The 24,119-nt window shown below is 63.7% G+C and carries 10 protein-coding genes; 2 read left to right on the top strand and 8 right to left on the bottom strand.

Translation table 11 applies throughout. The features are described 5' to 3' along the window. Nucleotides 1–46: 46 nt before the first annotated feature. The 4 genes from K1X11_RS03760 to K1X11_RS03745 all read right to left on the bottom strand — a co-directional run bounded on the left by K1X11_RS03760 (nucleotide 47) and on the right by K1X11_RS03745 (nucleotide 14,771). Entirely contained in the window at nucleotides 47–3,322 is a 3,276-nt protein-coding gene (locus tag K1X11_RS03760) for an ArnT family glycosyltransferase (RefSeq protein WP_221032941.1), read from the bottom strand. Continuing rightward, nucleotides 3,319–6,618 (bottom strand): ArnT family glycosyltransferase, encoded by a 3,300-nt coding sequence (locus tag K1X11_RS03755; protein WP_221032940.1) that lies wholly within the window; start codon nucleotides 6,616–6,618, stop codon nucleotides 3,319–3,321. Before K1X11_RS03755 ends, K1X11_RS03760 begins: the two co-directional genes overlap by 4 nt. A 41-nt stretch (nucleotides 6,619–6,659) precedes the next feature. Beyond that, the gene (locus tag K1X11_RS03750) at nucleotides 6,660–10,670 is read right to left on the bottom strand and encodes a glycosyltransferase (protein ID WP_221032939.1); all 4,011 of its coding nucleotides are present in this window, start codon (nucleotides 10,668–10,670) and stop codon (nucleotides 6,660–6,662) included. 123 nt (nucleotides 10,671–10,793) lie between these two features. Continuing rightward, nucleotides 10,794–14,771 (bottom strand): glycosyltransferase, encoded by a 3,978-nt coding sequence (locus K1X11_RS03745; RefSeq protein WP_221032938.1) that lies wholly within the window; start codon nucleotides 14,769–14,771, stop codon nucleotides 10,794–10,796. 201 nt (nucleotides 14,772–14,972) lie between these two features. On the opposite strand from K1X11_RS03745, the gene K1X11_RS03740 reads away from it, so the two are divergent. Beyond that, nucleotides 14,973–17,108 carry an ArnT family glycosyltransferase gene (locus K1X11_RS03740; protein ID WP_221032937.1) on the top strand — a complete coding sequence of 712 codons (2,136 nt, stop codon included), beginning with the start codon at nucleotides 14,973–14,975 and terminating at the stop codon, nucleotides 17,106–17,108. Beyond that, nucleotides 17,101–19,203: an ArnT family glycosyltransferase gene (locus K1X11_RS03735; RefSeq protein WP_221032936.1), complete on the top strand. Its 2,103-nt coding sequence runs from the start codon at nucleotides 17,101–17,103 to the stop codon at nucleotides 19,201–19,203. The genes K1X11_RS03740 and K1X11_RS03735 overlap by 8 nt, the downstream gene beginning before the upstream one ends. A gap of 29 nt (nucleotides 19,204–19,232) precedes the next feature. Here K1X11_RS03735 and K1X11_RS03730 read toward each other — a convergent pair whose 3' ends face one another. Genes K1X11_RS03730 through K1X11_RS03715 form a run of 4 tightly spaced genes read right to left on the bottom strand, consistent with a single transcriptional unit; the run spans nucleotide 19,233 to nucleotide 24,118 of the window. After that, nucleotides 19,233–20,633: a glycosyltransferase gene (locus K1X11_RS03730; protein WP_221032935.1), complete on the bottom strand. Its 1,401-nt coding sequence runs from the start codon at nucleotides 20,631–20,633 to the stop codon at nucleotides 19,233–19,235. A gap of 42 nt (nucleotides 20,634–20,675) precedes the next feature. After that, nucleotides 20,676–22,676: a glycosyltransferase gene (locus tag K1X11_RS03725; RefSeq protein ID WP_221032934.1), complete on the bottom strand. Its 2,001-nt coding sequence runs from the start codon at nucleotides 22,674–22,676 to the stop codon at nucleotides 20,676–20,678. Further along, entirely contained in the window at nucleotides 22,673–23,395 is a 723-nt protein-coding gene (locus K1X11_RS03720) for a hypothetical protein (protein WP_221032933.1), read from the bottom strand. The genes K1X11_RS03725 and K1X11_RS03720 overlap by 4 nt, the downstream gene beginning before the upstream one ends. A 21-nt stretch (nucleotides 23,396–23,416) precedes the next feature. Next, nucleotides 23,417–24,118: a glycosyltransferase family 2 protein gene (locus tag K1X11_RS03715; protein WP_221032932.1), complete on the bottom strand. Its 702-nt coding sequence runs from the start codon at nucleotides 24,116–24,118 to the stop codon at nucleotides 23,417–23,419. Nucleotide 24,119: the final 1 nt, after the last annotated feature.

The raw sequence follows: 24,119 nt of genomic DNA, 5'->3' as shown, positions 1-24,119 counted from the left end.
TGGCAACCTCGGGGAAGGCGGATGACGGAACAGCCGAGTGGGTGGATCATGGCGTGGTCGAATTTTCGCGGAGTGCGCCGGAGAAGGGGCCCCAGAGGGTCCAGTCCAGTTCCGGATCGGAGTTGGGACCGGTGGTGGAGCGAATGATGAGCTGGTCGCCGGGGTCGGCGCGAGGCAGAGGCACGGTGACCTCCAATCGTCGGCGATGTTGCGGTTCCACATGCGGATTCCACGCCGAGCGGTGCAGTTGCTCGATTTCTCCGCCAGAGGATAGCCGTTCCACGACGAGTTCGATGCCGTCCGTGACGTGTGGCTCGACCCGGTTTTCGTAGGCACCGGGCTTGAAGGCGAAGCGGATGGTGACCGCGGCCAGACGGGTGGGGAACGAATAGATCAAGCGAGAAGGGGCATGGGCGTCCCACCAGCCCTCCGGCGTGCGGGTGTCGATGATTTCCGCTTGGCCGAAGCTGCCATGGAGCGGAGTGAGGTTCGTGTCGTCGGGCAGGGTGATGTCGGGTCCGGGACCGAGCAGGCGGCCGTCAGCCAGCATCGTCCAATCGCCCGACTTTTCATTGAACTGACCCTCGTCGATGACGAACTGGAGCTCGCCGTCGGAGCGACGAGTCAGTGGCAGTTCCACGGTTTGCAGACCGCGGTCGTGTTCGAGATACATCGGGTTCATGTAGCGCGAGAACAGGACCTCGCGTTGGCCGGCGGCCGAAACGTGTTCGATACGAAACTCCGCTCCGGTGGTCGGGTGTTCCGGCGGCCGTTGCCAGGTGTCATCGGTGAAGCCGTAACGCATCACCACGCCGGTAAAGCCGGGGCGCAAAAGGTAGTGCACGCGAGCGGGGGCATGCATGAACCAACGTTGAGCATCGATGGGCGACGGAAGGCCGCCGACGCCTATTTCACTGTGGATGGCATGAATGGCTTGGTCCCCTAGGTGCAGCACCGGGCCCACGGCATCAACCAGGAGCGCGCTTACGCGGGCGTGGGGGGCATCGGGAGTGGGCGACCACGCCAGGGTAACACGGGCTGGACGCGGCGACGGCAGGATGGTCGAGAACTGACCTCCCGTTTCATCCTGAAGCGGCAGCGCGGGAATATCGTCACCGTTGGCGGCAGTGAAACGAAGCAGGGGTGCACCCGCTCCATCCCAGCGGAAAGACAGCCGCTGGGCGGCGGCGGGGAGGGGGAAGGTCAACGAACCGGGGCCGTTCAGTTGCCACTCGGGGGTGGTTGGGCTGGAAGTGGCCATTGCGGTGGACCAGTCGCCGGTCGATGCGAGGGGCGAGAGGACGGAATTGCCCCACCGCAGGACCGGGGGACCGCCGAAGGCGGCGCGGTTCAAATTCAGCAACAGGGCGACCTCGGCCTCGGTCGCGATGTTGATCGGCAGTTCCGGTGCGTCGACCGCGGTGGTGCGCAGGGTGATGCGATCACTGCCAAGGCCGTGCAGTTCGGTCAACGGAATGAGGAATGCGATGCTACGGTCGGGCTCGTCCGTCGCCGGGAGACGGAGGTGGCGAATGGGGTGGCCTTCGACCAGTAACAGGACGTCCTGCTCGAGCCGGGAGGACAGTTCGGCGCTGACTCGAATGATCGCATCCTCACCGGGGCCGTCTTCGAAACGGATGGCAGGAGCAGGCATCAGTTGTGCGTCTCGGGCCGTTTCGATGTCGGAGGCGGCGATGGGTTGCAGGCGCAGGAATGCGCGGGCACTGAAGACCTGCAAGTCAACGGACGTCACCTCCGCGTAGTGGTCGGGCAGCCAGTCGCGAAACCAGGACTGCTGGACCAGCGGATACTTGGTGTAGTAACGAGCGGAGGTCGCAACGATGAGCCGCGGCGGATCGGGCTGGAGGTCGTCCCGGAGTTGATCCCACGCGCCGGGGACGATGGCGTAACTGGTATCCACGTCGGGTGCGACATTGGTCCACGGAATCATGCCCGTGAGGAAATTGGTGTTGCTGAAACGGGACGCCGGCAATCGGTGCATCCAGCCGTAGATTTCCGGGAAAAATCCCCATACAAAAACGCGGTCGGAGGGGGCGGTATACGCTTTGGCCAAAGGAGGGAAGACGATGATTCCGGGGGAGGCGGGCACCGTCACGTAACGATGCACGATCGTGGCGTGTTGGACCGAATTCACCAGGCAGTAGCAGAGCATGACCCCAGCCAGTAGACGAAGGGGCCAAGACCTTCGTGGCGGGCTGACGAGGAGGGTCCAGGCCCGCGCGAATATCCAGCCCGAGGCCAGGCAAATGGCGGGCAGCATGTGCAGGGCGTAGTGGGGAAAATCGCGTCCACTCAGCAGGCAGGAAATCCAACCGGCCGCGCCCCAACCGAGGATCAGCCACGGCAGCACGGGCAACGACTGCCCGCCGGCCCGCGGCAAATTGCGCGGACTGAAGACATAAACCAGCAAACCGATGATGCCCACCGCCGTGGCTAGGCCTAAGAGCGGAGCGTGTTCGCTCAACAATTTGAAAGGTAAGCGGAAGCCCTGGAGGCGTTCGGCGAACGGGACTTCCGGCACGTAAATCGACGTATTGTAAGTCCACGCATACCAACGAAACGCGTCGCCTGCGCCATTGGCGGCAAAGTAAGCCCAGGCCGCGATGAAGGGGAGCACCACGCCGATCGCGGTGGCGGTGAGGTAAGCCACCCGTTGCCGGCGTGTTCCGGCGGCGACGAAGCACTGCAGCAGCGAAATGACGAGCACCACACCGTAGTCGAGCAGAGCGGGCTGTTTGTTGAGAGCGGCCAATCCGAAGCAGATGCCAACGAGCACGCCGTGGCGTTTGCGGGCAGCGGCGTGGGTGGAGGCAAACACCAGAAACCCCAGCAATGAAAACGCCTCCATGAACCATTCGGTGTGCAGGGCCATGGTTTCAGGCGGGCCCTGCAACGTGAAGGAGAGGATGGAAAACACCAGTGCCGCGGCGACGCCGGTGCGAGGCTCGCCCAGTCGCCGCGCGAGCGAAAACAAGCCGTAGGCAAATAGACCCAGTAGGGCGTTGAAGGCGAGACGGGTGCCGATGATGTTCCAGTCGCCCAACAGCAGCAGGGCGGCCGCCTTGAGGTAGGGCACCAACGGACCGCGATGGTCCGCGGCGTCGCGATACATCACGTCACCATCCAGGATCTGCTGGGCGAGGGTGAAGGTGACGCCCTCATCGAGGTTATAAAAAATGCGATCGGTAAACGAGACCCGCAGACCAAATGCGAAGCAGACCAGGCCCAGGAGCAGAATCCACTGCACGCGGGGTCGCGGCGAGCCGGGCGAACCGGCAGGGGTGGTTGCCGAGACACTCATGGGTGACTGCGACCGGTGAAGGTGCCCCAGTAGGCCCAGTCAAACGCGGCGTTTTGATTGGGGCCGGGCAACATTTGGAAAATCAGCTTACCGGTGTCGTTCTCCGGCAGCTGACGCGTGACGTGTTGGCGGCCGACGTCTTCGGGGCGGATCGAAGGATCGAGGTGGCGATGGTAAACCTGGATGGGCGTCTCGCTGCCGTCGGGCAAAAACTCGACGATGACAATCACACCATCACTGCGCAGTCGGCCGGACTCGTCGCGCGGAATGCCGTCCTCCAAGCCAAATTCGAAGTCGATGAATGCCAAGCCGGCCGGTTTAGGGTATTCGAGGCGGCTGGGAGAATGGCCGGTCCAGGTATTGGGGTGCCCTTCCTGCAGCCGACTGCCCCCGGCACCTTGGTAGGCGCTGGCACGGATGCGGCCGTTTTCAGCTCCCGACCATTGCAGCGGAGGCCCGGCCGGGAGAGCCACCGGATCCATGATCCATGCCCAGTCCCAGGCACCGTTGCCCACGGGGCCTTCGGTAGTGCGGATGCGAAGCACGCCTGACTCGGAGACCGGAATATCGATGATGGAGGTTTGAGGGCCACGGTCCGTCGGATTGTTGAGCGGATCCAGATGGCGGGTGAAGAGAGGCACGGGCTCGGGGTCATCACCAACGAAGTATTCAACGTAAAAGGTGACCCCGTCGGTCCGACCGCCATCGGGGGTCCATGCGCCGTCGTCGATGCCGTAGTCGAGCTGGAGGGCGGGGAAAGGAGGCGGCGAGGGGAAGATCCAATCCATGTGCCCCGGCGCGTGGAGCAGCCACGACTGGTCGGCTTTGCGCATCCACTGGGAGAGCTCGTCTTCGGAGTGATCGCGGGCCACGGCGACGATTCGACCGTCGAGGAAGATACGCGGTCGTTGCACGTCGGCCGAAGCGTCGCCGAAAAAGAACTCGTCGAACTGGGGATTCGAGCGGGGGCCATTGAGGAAGAGAAATTCCAGCTGGCCGGGACCACGGGGAGGCAACGCCACCGATTCGCGCTGCGTGGAGCGATGGCGACCCTCGGTGAGGTTGCTCAGGCGGGTGTGCCAGATACGTTGCGGGGGAGAACCATCGGCCGGCAGCCAGTTGATGACCACGTCGTAGCCGTCGCTTTCGTTGTAGAGCCACGGGTGCAGGCCGTGGAAAAAGTCGATCCGGCGCACGGAGGCTTCGCAGGGATAAACGAGGCGAGCGGGGGCGGAAAGGGCGACGGCGTGGGGTTGTTGGGGAGCGACTCGGGTGGCTTCGCTGGATTGCGAAATCTTGGTGGGCTGCACGAGGACGCCGTTGAGCATCAGGGCCGGCAACGGACCGCGAGCATCGTCGGCCGCCTGTCGTGCGACGGGCAGGTTGATCGCGGGACTGGCGGCGAGCGTGCCGTCTTCGCGTCGGCCGACGAACTGCAGGTGGCGGGAGTCGGCAAACGCAGTGTGATCGATAAAAACGCTGACCTCGGCGGGTTCAGTTGGGGCGTAGGGAAACGAAGCCACCGCGCGACCGTCGGCCCAGATGCTGAAATGTTGCCAGCCGGTAGGGCCGGAGAGTTTTAAGAGATGGCCTTCGCCGGGGCGGTTATTGGCGGTGAGCGTCAGTTGGAGGTCTGCCGACTCGCTTGTTTCGTTGGAGGACGCCAGCGGCTCGGTGGCAACGTCCAGGCGGCGGTAGAACCGGATATTGCCGTAGATCGCCTCATGCCGGACCTCGACATACCGGGTGACAACCTGCTGCCAGATGAGCGGGTGGTCACTGAGGGGAAACTTGCCTTGGGCGCGCTCATGTTTGATGTCCACGATCAGCGCGGGCGGCGAGGCGGCGAAGTCTTCCTGCAGTTTGTCCCAGGCACCGGGCACAATCTGCGCGGAGGTGTCGACGAGGGCATCCATATTGGCCCAGGGCACAAAACCGGTGAGGAAATTGGTGTAATTAAAGCGGGTAGCCGGCAGTCGGTGACTGGTGAGGTAGAACTCCGGATAGTAACCCCAGACGAAGATCCGTTCGGCGGGGGACGTGAAGTGGTCTACCAATTCAGGGACGTCGGCGTTGCCCAAGCCCCATTGTTGAGTGCCCCGGTATTGGGCGACGACGCGGGGGATCGTTTGCCAGCTCAACGCCCCGGCCACGGTGAGCAACACGACCGCAGCGGCCCAGCGCAGTAAACCGCGCCGCTCGCGCAGCAGTCGGTAGAGTTGGTGCAGCCACCAGCCGGCGGCGAGTGACAGACCCGGCAACACCTGCGCGGCATAGTGCACAAAGGTGCGGCCGCTGAGGGTGGTGGCGACGAGCCCGGTCGCGGTCCACCCCAGGGTGATCCACAACAGCACACGAAAGTTGGGGATGGCAGGCGTGTCGGAAGCCGTCGTTTCGCGCGGGCGGAACAGGCCGAGCAGCGCGGGAATAAGGATGCAGACACCTCCCAGAACGCCGAGCACGCCGATCACGGGCATGTTGGCCCACGCGGCGGTGAAGGGCATCTGGATCGTCGCCCAGTAGTCGATCGGGCCACCGGCGGGCACGTAGATCGCGGTGTTGTAGGTGAAGGCGTAGAAAACGAAATCGGACCACACGCCCTTGGCCGCAAAATAGACGGCAAAGGCGGCGAGCGGCAGCACGGCGCCCACCAACTGGCCGGCGAACAAGGCGCCCCAGCGGCGGCGGTCCTGCAGCTCGCGGGCAGCGGCGATGCCGATGATCACCCACGTCGCGCCAAAATCGAGCAGGGCCGGTTGCTTACAGAGAATGGAAAGACCGAAGGCCAGCCCAACGGGTAAGCCGCGGCGGAAACTCGGCGCGCTGAGCGCTCCGGCAAAGAGCCAGAATCCGAGCGTGGAGAAAAAGACCAGAAACCACGCCGTGCTGGCAGACGGACCGTCGGGCAGGCCGAGGTAGAGGAACGCTCCGAGCAGGTGAACGCCGGCGGCGGCGAAGCCCGTGCCCTCGTCGCCGAGCCGACGGCCGATGCTCCAGAGCATAACCGCGCTGAGGCCGAGCATGGCGGCGAGCACGAGGCGCACGGCGAAGACATTCCAGTCGCCGGCGACGAGCAGGATTGCGGCCTTGAGGTAGGGCACGAGCGGCGTGCGATGATCAACCGCGTCGCGATACATCACTTCGCCTTCGGCGAGTTGCTGCGCGATCGTGAAGGTCACGCCCTCATCGATGCCGAAGTGCGGTTTGTCCAAGCCCGGCCAGCGCAACAGCACCGCGGCAAGAACCACAACCACGACAAAGAGGCCGCGTAAAAGGGAGGCGGTCGACGACTTCAAGGCGGGCTCATGGTTGAATCAGATGGTGGGGCGGCAGGTGGTTACCAACTGGATTCAACCCGGTCGCCTCGGCCAGAGAGTCGACGTGGTTGGTTGCGGGTGGTGTTACCGTCGTAGTCAAGGACGGCTTGGCGGGCAAGATCGGCGTGGTCGGGCAGGACGCGATCGGGGTGGTAGGCGCGCACGACCTTGCTGTAGGCGACGGGCACGGTGGAGGTGCCGTGGAGCAGCTTGTCGAGGCAGGTCTTCATGGCGCGGGCGAAGGTGATGGGATCGCCGGGCGACACGAGGTAGGCCTCGTTTTTATCTGTCACCATTTCGGGGATACCGTGCACGTTGGTGCTCACGATCGGCGTCTCGAAGGCCATGGCTTCGAGCAGCACGCGGGGGAAGGATTCCTCGAAGGAGGTGCAGACAAAAAGATTGGCGGCGCGGAAGTATTCATAGACCCGGTCGGTCTCGCCGATGATCTGGATGCGGTCCTCGAGGCCGAGGCGCTTGATGTCCTTTTCGAGCGAGTCCTGGAACTCGCCGGGGCGACCGCCGACGAAGATGAAGCGGTAGTTTCCGCCGGCGCCGAAATGCTTCATGAAGTAATCGACGGTGCGCAGGAAGACGTGTTGGCCCTTGCGCTCACAGACGGTGCCGATGTTGGCGATGATCTGTTCGTCGGCGCCGTAGCCGAGCTTCACGCGGGCCTCGTGGCGCGGCGTGGCGGCTTTGATCTGCTCGATGCGCGGGATGTCGATCCAAGAGGAGACGTAGCAGAAGTTGTCGTAGTCGTTGAGCTCCTCGTAGTAGGCGCGGGTGGCCTCGCAGAGGAAACACACGCGAGTCGCCAGGCGGAAGGCCTGACGGGCGACGTGCAGACGTCCCTTGGGCAGAGCCTTGCTGAAGAAACGTTTCAGCGAAGTGCTCTCGTGGATGTAGAACAAAGACGGCTTGTTGACCTGAGCGGCGAGGTGCACGCCCCACCACGTCGCGATGGTGTTGCAGATCACGGCGTCGACCGGACCGAGATCGATCTGCTGCGAAAGCAGGTGGCCCATGTGCTGGAGTTGCTCGGTGAACTCCTGGTCATTGCGCGCGCCGTGCAGCGGGTGACGATCGAGCAGGATGATGTCGGATCCCATGGCCTCGTAGTGGGCGCGCAGCGGGCCTTCCTCGGCGGACACCACGTCGACTTTGAAGCCGAGCTCGTGGATGAGGTATTTGACGTATTCGAAGAGGAAGAGTGGCGCGCCCTCGAAGTTGAGGTTGTGCGTGACCACGAGCAGGTGGAGCTGGCCGAGGCGTTTGGTGTGAGCGTAGCTGCTGGCGTCGATGGTGACGTTGCGGTTCTTAGGCTCGAGGTGCTGGCTCCAAAACGGATCTTTGATGCCGGGGTAGCGGCGGGCAAAGGCAATGTGTTCCTCCGGGTGGTAGTCGGTGCCGCGCGAGGCGCTGCCCCAGTGCCAGAGCTCGGCCTGCGGTGTATAGACGGTGCGGATACCGTCGGCGTTGAGGCGCAGACAGTAGTCGATGTCGTTGTAGGCGACGCCGAGGGTTTCTTCGTCGAAACCGTGATACTGCTTGTAAGTGTCGGTGCGTGTCATGAGGCACGCGCCGGTGACGGCGGAGCAGTTGCGGGCGATCTTGTGCAGCTCGAAGGGCGCGGGTTCGTCGGGACCGAGGCCGGCGAGCGGCACATCGGCGAGGCCGTGTTGCGGGCCCACGATGACGCCGGCGTGATTGATGTGATCGTTGGCGTAAAGCAGGCGCGCGCCGACGACACCCACCTCCGGGATGGAGAACCAGCCGGCCATCTCCTCGATCCAACCGGGACGCAGGGCGTCGACGTCGTTGTTGAGATGGAGAATGAGCGGCGTGTCGATGTAGGGCAGCGCGGCGTTGACGAGGCGCGAGTAGTTGAAGGGTTGCTGCGGATCGACCTGCGGCTGAATGACTCGGCAATTGATGTCGCGGCGGGCGGCGAGGCACTTGAGGAAGCGCACCGCCTTTTCCTCGCGGGAGAAGTCATCGACGATGATGAGCTTCACGTGGGCCCAATTGACGGTGAGCAGCAGAGCCTCGACACAACGCTCCAACAAATCGACGCGATCGCGCGTGGGGATGACGATGGTGACCGGGTTTTGGGCGAGGTAGTTGGCGTCCCAATAAATCTGGTGGACCGGCAGACCGGCGTTGACGGCGAAGCCCGGTTGGAAGCCCTGGCCGGGCAGGTTGCGGCGATTCAGCGCGGTGGAGACGGCCGACTTCATCTGCTCCACGACGACTGAACCGGCCTCGTAGTGCGGCAGGGGCCAGGCGCGGTGGTAGGCGATCGCGGGGATGTGCTGGGCGCGCTTGGGATCAACGACAGCCTGCAGACGCAGCGCGAGCGCGGGGCCGAGCAGCTGATCGTATTCGATTTGGAAACCGTAGCTTTCTTCGAAGGTGCGGCGACGCATCGTGACGCACTCGCCGGGGTGGGTGCCGGAGAAAATGAGCTCGGGGCTCCACGCGGATTTAAAAACCGGGTCCCGACGCTCGCCAGCATCGGTCATGTGGTCCTCGTCGGCGAACACGACATCGACCTCGGTCGTAGCAGCGGGCTCGGCTAGGAGCAGCAAACCTTCGGGCGCAAAACGGGCCCCGGCGGTCGGGAACAACAGCCAATCGCCGGTGGCGGCACCAACGGCGTTGTTCATCGAAAGCGAGAAGTTCTCTTCGGGCTGACCGTGGCAGAAACGGATGCGCTGCGGATCGGTTTTGACGATCGTCTCGATGTGCGCGGTGAGCGCGGGATCGGCGTCGGCGCGGATGACGAAGAGCAGTTCCCAATGCGGGTAAATCGAAGCACGCAGCGACGCGGCCAAACGATCGAGGCGCGGGAACGCGGCTTCGCGGGTATCGACCAGCAGTGAGAAGCGCGGGGCCTCGGCGGAGGCGGCGAGGGTGGCCGCCGATTTCTCAAACTCGGCGCGGAGACGCGGACGCAGTTCGTTGTGCGCGAGCCAGGCCTGGTAGGGCGAGCGTTGCTGCCAGTCATACCACGGCAAGGGATCTTGCGCCTCTTCTTCGTAGAGGCGTTCGAGACGTTTGGTCTCGCGCCAGAAGCGCCAGCCGCCGGTGGCGATCTTCAGGTCGCGACAGGCGTCGATGATGGCGGTTTTAACGTGGTTGAAATGCGGTGCGTCGTAGGGCGGCAGGCGCGATTCCTTTTCGATGCAGGACCACTGGTAGAGGCGCTTGGCGAAAACGAGTTCGCGGGTGCCGTCTTCGAACTCAGCAAAGATCTTGAGCGGCACCGGATCGCCGGCGTTTTGGCTCAGATCGATGATACCCTGGAAGCGCGAATGGCGGGCCTGGGGGAACTGACTGTATTTGGCGCCGACATCCTCGCGCTCGATGCCGTGGGTGAGCTCGTTGAAGTTAACGCTGTCGGTGGTGGCGAGCAGGCGGGCGAGCGGGCGTTCCTCGTGGAAGAGCCAGCCGAGGATGGAGAGTTTGTTGTATTGGGTGTGGGCGAGGAGTTTGGGTTGCTCGAACTGACCGCGGAAAGGCGGGTTGGGCAGCACGTCCACGCACTCGATGGAGAAGTCCTGCACGAGGCGGCGCGCCTGTTTGGCGAGCGGGATCTTGGGGTGCAGGTTGGGGTGCTTGAGCAGGCGCAGGTAAAGCAACTCCAGCAGCTCGGGGCGGAGGCGGAGTTTTTTGCGGGAGCATTCGCCGGTGCCGGTGACGTTGATGCTGACGCGCCAGAATTCGGACCACTCGTTTTTCTCGTTGAGGATCTCGAGGCGGATGAGTTTGGCGCCGGCCCAAGGCTCGAGACGGAAGGCAAAGCCCGGCGCGCGGCCCTTGGTCCAGCCCGGGTAAGCGCCCTCGATGTCGGGCCGCGGCATGCCGAGCAGACCGGTGAAGGGCACGTCATCGACGAAGGCGCGGACGTCGGTGTAAGTGACGCCGTTCTTGGAGACGAACCAGCCGTAGATCCAAAAATGGTCGGGCTTGAGGTTCCAGTCCGTCGGTTGCTCGACGTGAAAGAGGTAGGATTCGTTTTCGTTCATGCCGTGCCGAACGGGCAGGGGAATTGGCCCACGGAACACACGGAAGACACCGAAGCAGGAGATAGATCCTGTCCGTGTTTTCCGTGTTTTCCGTGGGCAGCCAAAATCATGCTAGGGAAAGCTTCAGCCGAAGTAGGTTTCGCGGGCGAGTTCGACGTGGTGGGGGAGGGAAATGCGTGAGTCGTAGAAACGCGAGATGCGGGTGTAAGCCATGGAGACCATCTTGGTGTCGCCGGCGAAGTGGCGGTCGAGGGCTTTTTTCAAGGTGGCGGCGAGCACGTGGTAATCGCCGGCCTTGATCAGGTAGGCCTCGTCGTTGCCGGTGAGCATCTCGGGGATGCCGTTCACGTCGGTGGAGACGATGGGCAGCTTGAAGGAGGCGGCCTCGAGCAGCACGCGCGGGAAGGACTCCTCGAAGGAGGTGCAGCAGAACATGTCGGCCACGCGATACCAGGCGTAGACGTCCTGGGTCTCGTAAATGAGGCGGGTGTTCTTGAGGCCCATCAACTCGATGTCGTTCTCGATGGTCTCGAGGTAGAGGCCTTCGCGGGCGCCGACCATGACGTAGAGCATGGGGCCGCGTTTCTCGATCTCGGGGCCGTGCTGCTTGTGCAGGTGATCGATGGCGCGGATGAAGATGTGCTGGCCCTTGCGTTGGCAGACTGAACCCACGTTGACGACCACGGTGGCGTTCTCGGGAATCTTCAGCTGCTTGCGCAGAGCGGCGCGGTCGGTGGCGGCGATGTAGTTTTCGATGCGCTCGATATCGATCCAGCTGTTGATGAGGCGGAAGTTGTCGTAGCGGTTGAGCTCGGCGTAGATGCGGCGGGTGGCCTCGGCGATGAAAACGACGCGGGTGGCTTCGCTCATGGCCTTGTCGATGAGCGGGATGACCTCGTCGGTGGCGAGGCGGTGCTCGGAAAAGAAGCGGCGCGGTGTATTGCTCTCGTGGATATACATCGAGCTGGGCAGACCGAGCTTTTGGGCGAGCGGCACGACCCAGTAGGAAAGCATGGTGTTGCCGACGATGAGATCGACGTCCTGCCAGATCTCGAGTTTCGCGAGCTGATCGATGCCCTTGGCGAAATCGGCGGCGGTGGCGGCCTTGGTGGCGCACTCGATGTCGATGACCTCGGGCGGCAGGCCGATGGCGGTGAAGTTCTCGCGCAGCGGACCTTCCATGGGCGCGATGACTTTCACGTCCCAGCCGGCGACGTGTTGGAGGTGCTTGGCGTATTCGACGATGAAGAGCGGCGCGCCCTCGAGGTTGAGGTTGTGAGAAACGACGGCGACGCGGAGCTTGAGCGGGCGGGAGGCGTGGCGGTGGTCGTAGGCGTTGATGCGGAAGGACGGATTGGCGTATTCGACCGACTCGCTGAAGTGCGGATCGCGGAATCCCGGATACTTTTGGACGAAGGCGAGGTGCTCCTTCTCGGTGTAGCTGATGCCGCGGGTGGCGGAGCCGAGGTGGATGAGCGTGGCCTGCGGCGAGTAGACGGTGCGGTAGCCGGCGCGGAGGGCGCGCATGCAGTAGTCGACGTCGTTGTAGGCGACGCAGAAGTCCTTCTCGTCGAAGCCGCCTAGCTGGTTGTAGAGGTCCGTGCGGGTGAGCAGGCAGGCGCCGGTGACAGCGGTTGTGTCGCGGGCGGCGTGCGGCAGGAAGAGGTAACCAAAGTCGTCCTTGGGCAGGCCGACAAAAATGCCGTGGGCGAGGCCGCCGTTGGGACCGACCCAGATGCCGGCGTGGTTGAGGGTCTCGTCGCGGTGGATCAGGCGGGCGCCGACGACGCCGACGCCGTTGACGGACATCCAGCCGACCATGTCCTCCAACCAACCCGGTTCGAGCGCCTCGATGTCGTTGTTGAGGTGCAGGACGAGCGGCGTGTCGGCGGCGTTCGTGCCGAGGTTGACGAGACGGGAGTAGTTAAACTCACCGTCCTGGCCGCGGATCGGGCGCAGGACGCGCCACGGGCGGTCCTCGCGGGTCTCGACGCGGGCGAGCAGGGTCTGGGCGTCGCTCTCGTCGGAGCCGTCATCGACGACGATGAGTTTGGTGTGATCCCAGTTGACCGTGCGTTCGAGGGAATCGAGGCAAGCCTGAAGGATCTTGGCCTGATTGCGGGTCGGGATGACGATGGTGACCGGGTTCTCGGCAAGGAGCTCGGGCGACCACTTGAGTTGGTGGAGGCAGAGGGCGTTTTCCTCGAGATGGCCGGGGATGAACACCTCGGCGCGGTGACCGCGGCGTTCGACGGCATCGGCAATGGCGCGGCGGGCGGCGTCGAAAAGGTAACCCTTTTGGTCGCCGCGCTGGGCGGTGGATTCCTCGTGGGCGCGCCAGTGGTAGCAGACGAACGGAACGTGGCGGATGTTGGCGTCGTCGATGTGCTCAACGCAGCGCAGGATGAGATCGATGTCCTGGGCTCCCTCGTAGCCCACGCGCAGGCCGCCCACCTTTTCGATGACGCTGCGGCGGATGGTGCGCAGGTGGTGGGTGTAGTTGTGAGTGATGGCCATCTCGGGATTCCACTCGCCCTTGAACTGCGGGTCGTAGTGGCGGCCGGAAGCATCGATCTTGTCCTCGTCGGTGTAGAGGAAGTCGGCCGCGGGGTGTTCGAGGATGGCTTCGGCGACGTGGAGGAGGGCGTCGGCCGGGAGCAGGTCGTCGTGGTCGAGAAAGCTGACGTATTCACCGGTGGCCAGCTCCAAGGCGCTGTTGGTGGCGGCGGAGATGTGGCCGTTTTCGCTGCGCACGACATATTTGATGCGCGAATCGGCGGCGGCCGCGGCGGCGAGTTTTTTGACGACGTGCTTTTGCGGGGAATTGTCGTCGGCGATGCAGAGTTCCCAGTTGGTGTAGACCTGGGCCTTCACGCAGGCGATGAGCTCATCGAGGAACTTGGCCGGCGTGTTGTAGGTGGGGACGACGATGGAAATTTTGGGACCGCGCGCGGAGATGGGTTTGGCGGTCTCGGCGAGGAACTTGAGCAGGCGCGGCGTGAGGCGGTTGTGGTGGAACCACAGATCGTAGGGCTCCTTGCGTTCCCACGGGGTGGGAGGCGGCGGGGTGTTGGCCTTTTTGCCCCCGCGCACCATCTTGTCGGCCAGCTTGGCGCGGGTGCGGCGCATGGCCTCCCAGAGGTCGGACCAGCTCTCGAGTTCGTAGCCGCCGCGACGCAGCTCGCGGACGAAGGCGAGCATGACGCGAACAAACTGAAAGTGGCTGTAGTAAGGGATGGGGCCGGAGTTTTCGTCGAGTTTGTTGACGAAGAGGCGCTTGGAGCGGAGGAGCTGGCGGGGCTGGTCGGGGTAGTCGACCCAGATCTTGAGGCAGGCCGGGCTGAAGGAATCGGGACGGACGTCGACCAGACCGTAGTAGGCGGACTTGAGCGCCTGCGGGTAGCCGGGGTTGTGGGCGAGAACGTCGTCGCGCTCCTTGCCCCATACGAGGCGGTTTTCGTCGACGTTGCCGATGGTGGCGTGGAGCCGGGAAATGGTTTGGTCCTTGGAAAAGGCCCAGCCGGAGACGCGGAACTTCTCGTAGTGGGCGTTGATCCAGAAGTCGGGCAGGTCGAGGTAGCCGATGAGGTCGTTTTCGGGGAGCATCTCGGTCTGGTTGACGGAGATCTCGGCGAGCACGCGGCGGGCTTCGGCGCGGAGCTGGGTGCTGCTCTCGAAGTGGAAATGGCGGTAGAGGTAGTAAAGGGACTCCTCCAGCACCTCGGAGCGCACGTAGGGCTTGGGCTGGGCCGGGGGCACCTTGTCGCCGGTGACGGTCACGTCGCGCTGGCAGAACTCGACCCAGGAGCCGTCGCGCAGCATGCCCTCGAGGGCGAGTTGGCGGGCGCCGATCCAAGGGCGGACGTTGACGCGGAAACCGGATTTGAGGCCCGGGGCGCCGGCGTCGAAGGTGTCGCGAATGTCCGGGCGATGCAGGCCGATGATGCCGTAGAAGATCACGCCATCGAGGCGGGCGCGCAGGTCGACGATCTCTTCACCACTCTTGGCCAATACCCATCCGCGGATATCGACGATTTCTTGGGATAGATTCCAATCAATCGGCTCATCGATGAAGTATCGGCAAAAGTCGTTCTCGAACATGAAACCGCCGAATGAAGCGGCGGGAAACGGCACAGTAAAGCGTGGTTTTTCCCGGCGGGTCGGCGGGGCAAATAATTTGAATTAGGAATGGCGGTTGGGAGACGGTGACGTGTCGGTAATGTGTTTTGCGTTGGCTGCTTACGACGGGCAGAGGGCTTTGTTGACAGGGGGCGCGGGAATCCTGCTAAGTGCGCGTTTCCCATGCCTGAGACAGCCCCGTCCGCTTCGCCGCATTTGCTCTCTTCCCGATGGACGTTCGGGTTCTTCGTGGTGGCGCTGCTGGGCCACTTCTACTTCGCCAGCTACAATTTCAGCTGGGGATTTATGGTGGGGCATGAGTTTCGCCAGGCGCAGACGGCGATCATCTCGGAGTATATCGATCAGCAGGATAACTTCGGGCTGTATTACGAAACGCCGATTTTGGGCAAACCGTGGGCCTTTCCCTTGGAGTTCCCGCTATACCAGTGGACGGTGGTGGGACTAAAGCGCGCGACCGGGTTGGAATTGTTCGAGGCGGCGCGGATCGTTTCGCTGGGGAGTTTTTATGCGGCGCTGCCGGCGTTTTGGCTGCTGCTGGGCTCGTTCGGGGTGAGTGCGGCGCGGCGTTGGGTTTTGCTGGCGGTGACGCTGTTTTGTCCGGCGCTGATCTTTTACTCCCGGGCCTTTTTGATCGATCCGATGGCGATGGCGCTGTCGGCCTGGTTCCTGACCGCGTTTGTGCGCACGATGGATACCCGCAAGGTGGGCTGGTTCGTCGCCTGTGTGGTGGCGGGCACGCTTGCGGCGTTGATCAAGAGTTTGGTTTTTGCGGTCTGGCTGTTTCCGGCGGCGGTGTATGGGGCGTGGTGCTTGTGGACGAGTTGGCGGAAACACGGGCTGAGTCGGCCGACTTGGCTCACGACGGCGTGGGGGCTGGGCACGGTGGTGCTGCCGCTGGGGGCGTTGAAGTGGTGGATTGGATACACGGATGCGATCAAAGAGGGGCATCGCTCCGGGTATGTGTTTACCTCGAAGAATCTCTCGGTGGGGAATTTCGGGACGTTCAGCCTTGATTCGCGGTTTTCGGTCGAGACCTGGCGGGTGATGTTTGCGCGCTGGTCGGAGGCGATCGCGTTGCCCTGGGTGGTGGGGCTCACGCTGGTGTTGGGGCTGGTGTGGTGCCGCCAGGCCCGCGACCGGGGTCTGATCCTGCTGGCGACCGGAGTGTGGTTTTTTGGGCAACTGGCCTTTCCGTATGCCTACGCCTACCAGGACTACTATTTTTATGCGGGCGTGGCGTTCCTGACCTTCGCGTTCGGTTTCGCGATCGTTGGCGTGTGGGAATACGGGCGCGGTCCGTTGGCGCTGCGGGCCGGTTTGGCGCTGCTGCCCTGTGCGGGCATGGTGCACGCCTACGCGACGTATTATTTCCCGCTGCAAAAGGTGGAGAGCCACGGAGGCTCCGGCATGGCCGAGGTGCTGCGCGACTTCCTGCCCAAGGAGACCGTGCTGGTCGGCATCGGTCACGACTGGTCGGCGATCCTGCCGTATTATGCCAAGCGGCGTGCGTTGATGGTGCGGAATGGCTTGGACGCGGATCTCGAGTATTTGGATGGCGCGATCGGCGATTTGGATGACGAAGATATCGGGGCCGTGGTGATCACGGGGCGCCCGCGGGAAAATCGCGAGATGGTGGAGTTTCTGATCAAGCGGGTCGGGCTCGTGCCGGTGCCGGCGTTTCGACACCAGGACTCGGATGTCTACGTGACCCCGACACACTACGCGAAGCTGCGGGCCTCGTTGAAGACCTCCCAATACAGCGCGATCGAATTGACGGAGGATTACGACGCGGGTCCGGACTATCTGGAGGAATATCGTCTGACGGCGGGCGGCTCACACACGGCGTTTAAGATGATCAATCGGCCGGTGGATCGCTACCGGGTGAAGTTTGGCTACAACGCGTATCCGGTGGGCGAACGCTGGGCGGTGAGTGTGCATCCGCCGACGGACCTGTGGATCGCCGAGGTCGCCGGGGCGTTTCAGGCGAAGCTCGAGTATGGTCTGACCGACCCGTCTTGGAACCGCGACGTGCGACTCGACGACAAAACTGACGGCGTCGAGTTTGCGCTTTGGGGAGAGCGGGACGGCGACGAGGGGACGCGTCGGTTGATTTGGAAGCGTTACTTGGATCCGCGTTCGGCGGAAGGTGACCGCGGCCTGCAGCAGGATGTGGTGACCGGTGAAGTGATGTCGGGAGAACAGCTGGTGTTTACGACCCGCCAAGGAGGCAGCATTGCCTACGACTGGGCGTATCTGACGCTGGCGGAATTTAGCTTGGAGGAGGCGGCCCGTGAGTGAGACGAGCGCTGCCGGGCGTAAGGTGCGTTGGGAATGGGCGGCCGTGCTGGTGCTGCTGGTCGCGCTTGGGTGGAGCCTCTTCTGGGCGTCGCGCAATTGGGATAACCCGGGGCTGCTCGGTCATGAATTTCGCCAGAGCCAGACGGCACTGACAGCGCGAGTGATGCGGGAACAAGGTTTCCGCCTCGATTACGAGACGCCGGTGCTGGGCAAACCGTGGTCGATGCCGATGGAGTTTCCGCTCTATCAATGGATGGCGGCGAAGGTGGCCAATGGGCTGGACTCGGATGTGATCAAATCCGGTCGGGCGGTGGCGTGGGCGATGTTTTTGCTCGGGCTGCCGGCGTGGCGGCTGATGGCGCGACTCGCGGGTTACGGGCGCGGCACGAGCCTGCTTGTGGTGGTGCCGATCCTCACGTCGCCGATCTACATATTCTACTCCCGCACGGTGATGATCGAGTCCACGGCGTGGGCGCTGAGTGCGTGGTTTTTGTGGGCGGTGTTACGCTTTCGAGCGGAGCCCGCGGCGAAGTGGGCATGGGGCTTGGCGCTGGTGACGGGCGCGGGCGCGGCCGTGGTGAAGGGCACGACGTGGGCGGTGTTTTGTCTGCCGTGGGCGGTCTTGTTTTTGCGGGACGCGTGGGTATGGCTGCGTCGTCGCGAAGGATCGGGCGCGTCGTTGGTGTGGCAGTCGGTGGGGCTGGGCGTGCCGTTGTTGGGGGCTGGTTTGGCGTGGGTGCGTTATGCCGATGGGGTGAAATCGTTGAACCCGGTGGCCAGCTTTTTGCGGTCGAGCGAATTGCAGGAGTTCAACTTCGGCACCTTGGCGGCGCGACTGGATCCCGAACAGTGGGGGCAACTCTTCCTCTACACGCGGGTGAATGTGATCACCTTGAGTGCGGCCGGGGTGGCGCTCGGCTTGTGCCTGTTGATGCGCCGGACGCGCGAGTTGGCGCTGTTGGCTACGCTGGGCTTCTTCGGCGGCCCGTCGATCTTCTTCAACCTGTATTACCTGCACGACTACTACTTCTACGCCACAGGCGCGTTCGCGTGCGTGCTGGTGGGAATCGCCGGGATGGAGCTATGGCGGAAGGCAGCCGCCAGCGAGAAAGCAGGGCTAGCTGGGCTTTTCCGAGGATTGACCGTGGTTGGATTGCTGGTGACTGCAGCCGCCCAGCACCAAGGCTACCAGAAGAACTATTTGGCGGAGCAGACCATGCCGACGCGGGGCGATTTCGGGCTGACGCGTTTGATGCGCGAGCTGACGGAGCCGGGCGATGTGATCGTGATGCACTCGCCCGGATGGAGCTCGGCGTATCCGTTCTTCAGTGAGCGGCGGATGTTGATCATCCCGGACTCGCAGATGTTTTTGCACCCCGACCGGGTGCGACAGGGCGTGAAGTTGCTGGAAAACGAGAACGTGCCGCTGCTGGTGCTGCGGGCGGAATCGCGGGTGCAAGGGCAGTGGACGACGGAGCGGATCGACCAGCTTGGGATGTGGCCCTTGCCGCTGTTGTTCTGGGAGGAGGACATCACCATGTATTGCAGCAAGGAGGACTACGGTCGGCTGCGCACGGAAGCGGCCAATCTGGGAATCCGCGGGACGCGCCTCAACAATGCCGAAGAGCTGCTCCCGGCCGATCAACGCAAACCGATTCGCGGCACGCCGGAAGGCGAACGCGCGAAAGAACAGGTCGGGATCGACGCGGTGGAAGGGGCGTATCCGTTTGGTTATGACGTGGTGTGGGATGGGGAGGAGCAACACCTGTTGGTCCACGCCGTCAGTGAATTGTTCTTTGACGTTCCGGCGGGCGCGACCGAGCTGGATCTACGTTACGGCGTAAACCCGGCCGCCTATGAACAACGTGATTTTGACGGCGTGGCGCTGCTGGTGGAGTGGGTGCGCGACGACCAAGTGGTGGCCGGAATCCACTCGGACTGGCTATCCCCGCAGGGCGAAATCGGCATGCGGGAAAAGGTGGTGCCGCTGGGCGACTGGCAGCCGGGCGACAGGCTGGTGCTGCGAGTGCTGGCCGGGCCGGGCCACAACGGGGCCTTCGACCAGTTCTGGCTCAGCCGCTTCGACGCGCGTTAAGCCCGATTAGGGCGTGCCCAGCTACCTCCCTAGACGAACTTCAGCTTGCGGGCGGCGAAGAGGACCATGCGCAACAAAAGCCAACCATGGCTCCAACGGCTGATGTTGGTGGAACCGTAGGTGCGATCGCGGTAACGGATGGGGATGTCGCGGATCTTGAGGCCGAGGCGGTCTGCGCCAAAGAGCAGGTCAAAATCGCCGAAAGGGTCGAAGTCACCGAAGTAGGCACGGTTGGCGGCAATGCGTTCGTAGTCCGAACGGCGCAGCACCTTGGTGCCGCAGAGGGTGTCCTTGACGGGTTGGCCGAGGAGCCAGGAGAAGAGCACGCCGAAGGTTTTGTTGGCGAGCATGTTGAGGAACTGCATGGCGTGCTTGTCCATTGGATACACCAGGCGGCAGCCGTTGGCGAATTCGCAGTGCCCGGCCGTGACGGCATGGAAATATTTCGGCAGCTCCTCGGGCGGCATGGTGAGGTCGGTGTCGAGGATCATGAGCACGTCGCCCTCCGCCTGGGCGAAACCGTCACGCACGGCGTTGCCCTTGCCTTTGCCGCTTTGCTGCAGGGCTTTGATCCGCACCGCGGGGTAGGCCTTTTGCACGCGCAGGATTTCCTCCCACGTGTTGTCGCTGGAACCGCCTTCAACGAAAATGAACTCGGTCCATTTGCCCATCGGCGGGGTGCGGGTGATGGCGGCCTCGATATTGCCGGCCTCGTTGCGGGCGGGCACGACGATCGACACGGTGGTCTCGTCAGGGGCTTGGAGCGTGCGTCGCAGGGTGTTGGACGAGCGGGCCTGATCGCGGGCCGGGCGGGCAACAATAAACTGGGTGAGGCAGAACCAGGGCAGCAGCGGCGCCACCCAGCGGTTCAAGGCGCGCTCGATGAAGCCGCCGGCATAGGGGAAAATGATGCGGGACTGGGTTTTGATGGGTTCCCAATCGGCAAGCGAAAGCAGGTTGTGCACGTCGCGATCCGACAGCCAACTGCTGGGCGGATGGGAGCGACGCCAGCCGAGTTTATCGGCGAGGGCGAACACCGGACGCCAGAGGGTGTTGGGTAGAGTGATGATCAGCCGTGTAGTCGGCGTGCTGATACGGCGGATCTGGGCGAAGATCGACTGCACGTCCGGGACGTAGTTGATCGTATCGGAGAGAATCACGGTATCGAAGGATTCCTCCAGCTGCAGGTGGTTGCCGTCGGCTTCTTGGAACTCGGCGTCGGGCACCTGCTCACGGGCGGCGGCGACGGCTTGAGGGTCGATATCGATACCGACGCGGCGGGAGGCCGCTAGGTGCTTGAGCAACATGCCGGTGCCACAGCCGACCTCGAGCACTGAGGCGTCCGGCGGCAGCAGCAGGTTAAAATACCGGGCGAGAAGCCGACGATAGGCGATGGCGTGACTGGAAAGGGAGGCGTCGGAGGAACTCACGAGTAGGATCGAAGCGGAGAACGGGGGGCGGAAACAGGCGGATTAATCTGCAGCGGCGGCGGAGACCGCGCGGGCGGCGCGTTGGCGGGCGTCGTCGGGGGCCTTCAGACGGGTGTGCTGAAGCAGAAAGTCGATCAGACGCTGCGCTGAACGGGGCCACGAGAAGTGTTTTTGTCCGAAGGCGATGGCGCCTTGAGACAGGGAGGCGGTGAGTTCTGGCGAGGCCGTCAACTCCATCACGGCGGCGGCAATGGTGGCGGCGTTGGCGTCCTCCAGCACGTAGGCGTCGCGGAGGTGCTGGACGGTGTGGCCCAGATTGGACCGTGGCAGAATCACGGGACGACCGAGGGCAAAGAACTCGGGCAGTTTGGAGGGGAAGCGGTAGTCGTTGAAGCTGCCGGCCTGACCGGGTTGCACGAAGACGTCGGCCATGGCCATGAAGCGGGGCAGGTCGCGGTGGCGTTTGACGAAGCCGAGGTGGATCAAGTGCGGTCGCACCGCGGGGGGGAGGAGCCGCTCGAAGTCCGGGGAATTGCGGCCAGTGCGAAGGAGCCAGGTGCGGTGGCCGGCTTCGTTGAGCTGCAGCACGGCACGGTGCAGCTCGAGCATCTCCGGTGCGTTGGAGGCGTGGGCGTTGCCGTGATAAAAAAGGACGGTATCCGAATCAGCGATACCGAGGGTGCGGCGAAAGGTGTGATCGAGTGGCCGGGGGGCGAAGGTTGGTAACGCTGCCGGCCAAATCTCGGTCGACGGGACGTCAGCAGGAACGAATTCACGCAGACGATCGATGATCACGGTGATGCCCTGGGCGGAGGCCATAAATTGGCTGGCGCGCAGAGGGTGGGTCAGGTCGAGCGGCACGCGTTGATCCAGGTCCTCGGCAGGGAGGGTTTCCAGTTCCTCCAGAGAGCAGTTCAGGTGATTGGCGAGGAGTTCGCGTTCGTTGTCCTCAAGGTGCAGGATCAAGTCGCAGTCGAAACGGGTCTGGGCTTCGGCGCAAAAGAGGCGGACGCGCTCGCGAGTGGTCCAGGCGTGAATCACCGCGGGGCCGCGACTGTCCCGGTAATAGGACGCCAGATTCGGGAGATCGGGGTATTCGATGGCCAGGAAGCGGGTGCGGCCTTGTGCACCGATGGTTTCGGCATGCTCCGGGACCGCGACGATACAGTCATAGCCGTGACCGATGAGTTCGTCGGCCAAGGCGCAAACGTGGGCGGCGCTGTTGGAGGTAAAATCGCCGTAGAGCACGAAGAGCACGTTGTGCGGGCCGGCCGGGTCGGGCGCGGCAGGCAGAGGTGTTGAGGCACCGGTGCCGGCTCGATCCACCGGTGGCAGCTCCCACATGTCGGGCGGTGGGCGCGGCGGAGCGTATGCGCCGTTCGGCAGTTTGGCCGAATAGGCCGGATCGAGAAAGTAGGTGCGGCCGCAGGACGTGGTGACGTGTAGGCGAATCGGTCCCTTGCCGCGGGGCAGATTCTCGGCGAGGAGGAATCCGCTGTAACGGGCGCCGGGTTGGTCAGGAAAACGCTCGGCCACGTCGGGTCGCTCCAGTCCGGTTTCCACGGGCAGGGCCATGTTGCCGAAGAGGAGTTCGATGTGCGCGATCTCGAATTCGGGGTGCCACACCCAACCGGTCGGGCGGCAAGTCTCGGTGATGAGGCCGTTGGTGCCCGCGGGTTCGAAGGCGCCCATCAGCGGATGGGAGCTGACCGGCACCATCATGCTGCGCACGGGGTGCCAGGTGTCACCGCCGTCGTTGCTGGCTTCGAGGGTCGCGAGGTGGTTGCCGAAAGGCAGGTAAATGACGAAGAGGAACCCGGTGTTGGCGGCGAATTCATCTTCTGGATACAGCGACTGCACGTCGTCGCGGCGGGAGGTGGATTCGGGCGCATGGGTGGTATCGCCGATCCGAATACGGGCGATGGTCGGGGCGGCGCCGCCCCGGAGGAGAGCCCAGCCCTCGAGCCGAAAATAGTTCTGGCACGGCTGCAGCGGATACGGGGTCTCCAGCCCGTGGGCGATCTCGGGCGGGGCGACACTCATAGCTTGGGGCCGAAGAGCGCACGCCACGGCCGACCCCAGCGCCACAGCGTGGAGTGAAATATGGTGTGCAGGCGTCCGCGTTCGGCGGCGAGGGTTTCCTCGGAGGTGGAGAGACGGACGGTCGTGTCGTTGAGTTGAGCGGAAAGGGCTTCGATGCGGGCGAGGGCGTCGGCGAGCTCGGCGTCGCGAGTGGTGAGCTTCGTTTGGGTCTGCGTGAGTTGCTCGGTGGTCGCGGCGAGTTCGGCTTTGGTCGCCGCGAGCGCCTGTTCGGCGCCGTTGAACTTTTCAGCGTAGTCGCGGGCCAGTTCGTGGGCGCGGTTGATCTCCTGATTGGCGGCTTCGAGACGTTCGCTCAGGTCTTTGATGACCGCGTCGCGTTCGGCGCGATTGCGCTCGTCGGCCGCGTGGGCCGCTTGGAGGGCTTCGCCGCGACGGTCGATCTCGGCGGTCTTGCGATCACACTCCTGCTCGAGTTCGCGGATACGCGTGTTGAGCGCCTGGTCGAGCGTCATGATGTAGCCGATCTTTTCCTCGAGCACGAGTTCGGCTTGGCCGAGCAGGGCGACGGCGTCGGCGCGGTCGGTGTCCTTGGCCGCGAGACGGTCATTGAGCTCGAGAATCTGCAGTTCGGCGGCGACGATTTCGCGACGCAAGGTCGTGACCAGATTCTCGTCGGCGGGACGAGAAGCTTCGGAGGACGATGCGGGCGAATCTGCCATGACGAACGAGTGCGGTGGCGGTCAGCTCACGCCGCGCAAGGCACGGAGCATGTTCCAGCCCATTTTGAAGATCTTGGGCACATCAATGCTGTTGGTGCCCCCTTGGCGGTCGCGGAAGCGAATCGGCACATAGTGCCAGCGCACGGACGGGTCACGTTTGAGGGCGAGGGTGAGAGCGACGTTGTGGATGTCGAAATCGGCGGGCACGCGCTTGAGGGCGCGGGCGAGCACCTCGTGGCGCATCAGTCGGTAGGGCACGTTGGCGTCACGCAGATCGCGACCGGTGAGGCAAAAGGTGGAGAGTCGCACCATCCGGGAAATGATGGCGCGGGCGAGGCCGTCGTCGCGGGTGACGCGCAGACCAAAAACGCAATCGGCCTGGTCACGGGCGGCCCACATGTCGGCAAAGTAAATCGGGTCGCACTGGCCGTCGGAGTCGATCTGGAGGATCCACGGATAGTCGGCAGCGAGGGCGCGTTCGTAACCGAAGCGGCAGGTGCGGCCGTGCCCGCTGTTGGCTTTGTTGACGACATCGATGCGGTCGCCGAGCTCGGTAGCGGCGGAGGCAAGGACCTCGGCGGTATTGTCTTTGGAGCCGTCGTTGAGGGTGATGAAGCGGTAATCTGCCCCCACCGCGTCGAGGGCTTCGCCCCATTCACGGAGGAGCGCGCCGATGTTGGCGGACTCGTTGTAGATCGGGATAACGATGGCGAGGTCGGGCATG

The organism is Actomonas aquatica (assembly GCF_019679435.2).
In the GTDB taxonomy this organism is placed as follows: Bacteria; Verrucomicrobiota; Verrucomicrobiia; order Opitutales; family Opitutaceae; genus Actomonas; species Actomonas aquatica.
The sequence above is the reverse complement of the archived record's forward strand: the minus strand, read 5'-3'. Positions and strand labels throughout refer to the sequence as shown.

Bases quoted from the DNA above. Each gene is read 5' to 3' on its own strand.
- K1X11_RS03760 (WP_221032941.1), bottom strand. From the start codon at position 3,322: ATGAGTGTCTCGGCAACCACCCCTGCCGGTTCGCCCGGCTCGCCGCGA.
- K1X11_RS03750 (WP_221032939.1), bottom strand. From the start codon at position 10,670: ATGAACGAAAACGAATCCTACCTCTTTCACGTCGAGCAACCGACGGAC.
- K1X11_RS03725 (WP_221032934.1), bottom strand. From the start codon at position 22,676: ATGAGTGTCGCCCCGCCCGAGATCGCCCACGGGCTGGAGACCCCGTAT.
- K1X11_RS03715 (WP_221032932.1), bottom strand. From the start codon at position 24,118: ATGCCCGACCTCGCCATCGTTATCCCGATCTACAACGAGTCCGCCAAC.
- K1X11_RS03745 (WP_221032938.1), bottom strand. From the start codon at position 14,771: ATGTTCGAGAACGACTTTTGCCGATACTTCATCGATGAGCCGATTGAT.
- K1X11_RS03740 (WP_221032937.1), top strand. From the start codon at position 14,973: ATGCCTGAGACAGCCCCGTCCGCTTCGCCGCATTTGCTCTCTTCCCGA.
- K1X11_RS03720 (WP_221032933.1), bottom strand. From the start codon at position 23,395: ATGGCAGATTCGCCCGCATCGTCCTCCGAAGCTTCTCGTCCCGCCGAC.